This window comes from Gluconobacter thailandicus F149-1 = NBRC 100600 (genome assembly GCF_000964465.1).
GTDB lineage: Bacteria > Pseudomonadota > Alphaproteobacteria > Acetobacterales > Acetobacteraceae > Gluconobacter > Gluconobacter thailandicus.
In genome coordinates this window covers 1-2376 of the sequence record NZ_BANH01000077.1, presented here as the reverse complement: position 1 = coordinate 2376, position 2376 = coordinate 1, and the positions used below count along the sequence as shown (strand labels likewise).

At 53.9% G+C, this 2376-nt stretch carries 2 protein-coding genes and 1 pseudogene; 1 reads left to right on the top strand and 2 read right to left on the bottom strand.

Annotated elements, in window-relative coordinates:
• Positions 1 to 775, bottom strand: a pseudogene (locus B7444_RS14805) (IS481 family transposase); the annotation flags it as partial.
• A gap of 57 nt (positions 776 to 832) precedes the next feature.
• Positions 833 to 1285: a winged helix-turn-helix transcriptional regulator gene (locus tag B7444_RS14795; RefSeq protein ID WP_007284628.1), complete on the bottom strand. Its 453-nt coding sequence runs from the start codon at positions 1283 to 1285 to the stop codon at positions 833 to 835.
• A gap of 66 nt (positions 1286 to 1351) precedes the next feature.
• Here B7444_RS14795 and B7444_RS14790 point away from each other — a divergent pair, with 66 nt between their 5' ends.
• On the top strand, positions 1352 to 2278 hold the full coding sequence (locus B7444_RS14790) for an aromatic alcohol reductase (protein WP_007284629.1): 927 nt from the start codon (positions 1352 to 1354) through the stop codon (positions 2276 to 2278).
• Positions 2279 to 2376 lie beyond the last annotated feature (98 nt).

The window sequence follows — 2376 nt, the reverse complement described above, 5'->3', positions numbered from 1 at the left end:
TGGAAGCGTTTGACAGTGGCTTCCTTGATTGTCCGGTTCATCCGTTCAACCTGACCATTCGTCTAGGGATGGTTGGGTTTCGTCAGACGGTGTTCAATCCCGTGGGCTTCGCAGATCATGTCGAAGCGCATGGGGCGCGACCAGGCCGTATTGCGCTTACGGGCCTGTTCAGCAAACTGGATGCCGTTATCGGTCAGAATGGTATGAATCCGGGAAGGGATCATACTCAGGAGATGTTCGAGGAATTCCCAAGCTGTCTTCCGATCGGCTTTTTCGACCAGTTGTGTGACAGCGAATTTGCTTGTTCGGTCGATGGCAACACAGAGATACAGCTTGCCCTCAGCGGTCTGGACTTCGGCAATATCGAGATGAAAGAACCCGATCGGGTAGCGTTTGAAACGCTGTCGCTTGAGCTTGTCTCCCTCGATGTCCGGCAGCCGTGAGATCTCGTGACGCTGAAAGCAACGATGCAGAGCCGAACGTGTCAGATGAGAAATGCTGGCCTGCAGGGATAAAGGCAGTCATCCAGGGGCAGCAACGTATGCCGGCGAAAGGCCACGATCGTCGCTTCGTCCGTCTCGGACAGAACCGTTGAGCGCGGCTCTTTAGGACCTGTCTTCTGATCCTCAACCGTTTGACGCTTCCGCCATTTTGCAACTGTTTTCGGGTTGATTCCGAACTCCTTGCTCAGCGCCGCGAGCGAAGCCTGCGATCGCTGTATTGCTGCTCGCACGGCGTACGTAGTCGTGGCGCTCCCATGACGTATCTGTCCCATAAGGCTTCCTTCCACTCTCGTGAAAATATCACACCATCAAAACCCGGGACTAAAAATCTAAATCAGACCGTCACGAGGCTCAACGAAAGTGCTATTCCTCTCATTGTCGAACCGATCTCGTGCCGTTCTGAATGCCGAAGCGTTGTCAATAATCCACCGCCAAAGCGGCATCATTCCTACGAGAAGCCCCTTTCCCAACGGAGTGAGAGTATAATCCACCCGTGGCGGGACTTCACCATGATCACGGCGAATAATAAGACCGTCGCGTTCTAACTGACGAAGAGCGCGCGTCAACATACGCTGCGTAACCCCATCAAGCCGCCGCGCCAGTTCTGCGTGCCGCAGAGTACCAGCAACACCGAGAAGATGGACAATACCGAGTGACCATCTGTTGCCGGCATGCGCAAGCACTTCTCGCTTCAACCCGCCATCATCGTCACTGAGAGCAGCACAGGCTGCCTGCGACTGAGCCATCACGGCATCGAAGTCCAGATTATCGAACGGTATCACTCGTGTACCTTCTTCGCTATCCCGCATCGCGTCTTATTTTAACTTCATAACCAGAAGGAATTCCTGATGCCAGCGATGAAGACCCCTGTCATTGAAACCCTTGTCATCGGCGCCGGAGAGCTTGGTCAGGCCGTCATCACCGGCCTGCTTGAACAGAAACCGGAATGCGCCCGATCGATCAGCGTTCTTCTCAGACCATCAAGCGAAAGCACCAGAACGGATATTGCGCGACAATTAAAGCAAAAGGGCCTGCAGATCGTTTATGCTGATCTTGCGACGGAAACGGTGGAGGACCTCTCCGTCCTCTTCGCCAAGTTCAAGACGATTATATGTTGTACCGGGTTTGTTGGTGGTCCCGGTACACAGCGTAAAATTACCAGTGCCGTCCTGAAAGCTGGGGTGGACCGTTATGTGCCGTGGCAGTTTGGTGTTGATTACGATGTTGTTGGACGTGGCAGCGGGCAGCCAGTATTTGATGAGCAATCAGACGTAAGGGACATGCTGCGCGGTCAATCTGCGACCCGATGGATAATCGTTTCGACAGGAATTTTCACCAGCTTTCTGTTTGAACCAGCTTTCGGTTTGGTGGATCTTCAAGCTGCCAAGGTTCGCGCACTCGGCAGTTGGGATAACCGCCTGACCGTGACCACTTCCGAAGATATAGGACGACTTACAGCGAGCATCCTCGCCCATAAACCGCCGATCCAGAACGAGGTGGTTTACGTTGCCGGGGATACGTTTTCCTACGCTCAACTCGCCGAAAAGATGCAGCACTATCTCGGCCGCCCTGTCACTCGGGAGCTGTGGGATATGGATTGGCTGTGCGCAGAAGTCGCCGCACACCCTGACGATGGAATACGGAAATACCGTCTTGCGTTCGCACGCGATACTGGCGTGGCATGGGACAAGGATCGGACTTTTAACGCTTTACAGGGCATTGAGGTGACCGACGCCATAGCCTGGCTAAAACACCAGCAACGTCATGTAGCGTAAACATCTCACTGTTTGCGACATCTGAATTCCGGGAAACACAAGGTCAGCAGCCATCCTAGGTCACGTTGACAAAGGATCTGATCCAGAGCCTTGCGGCG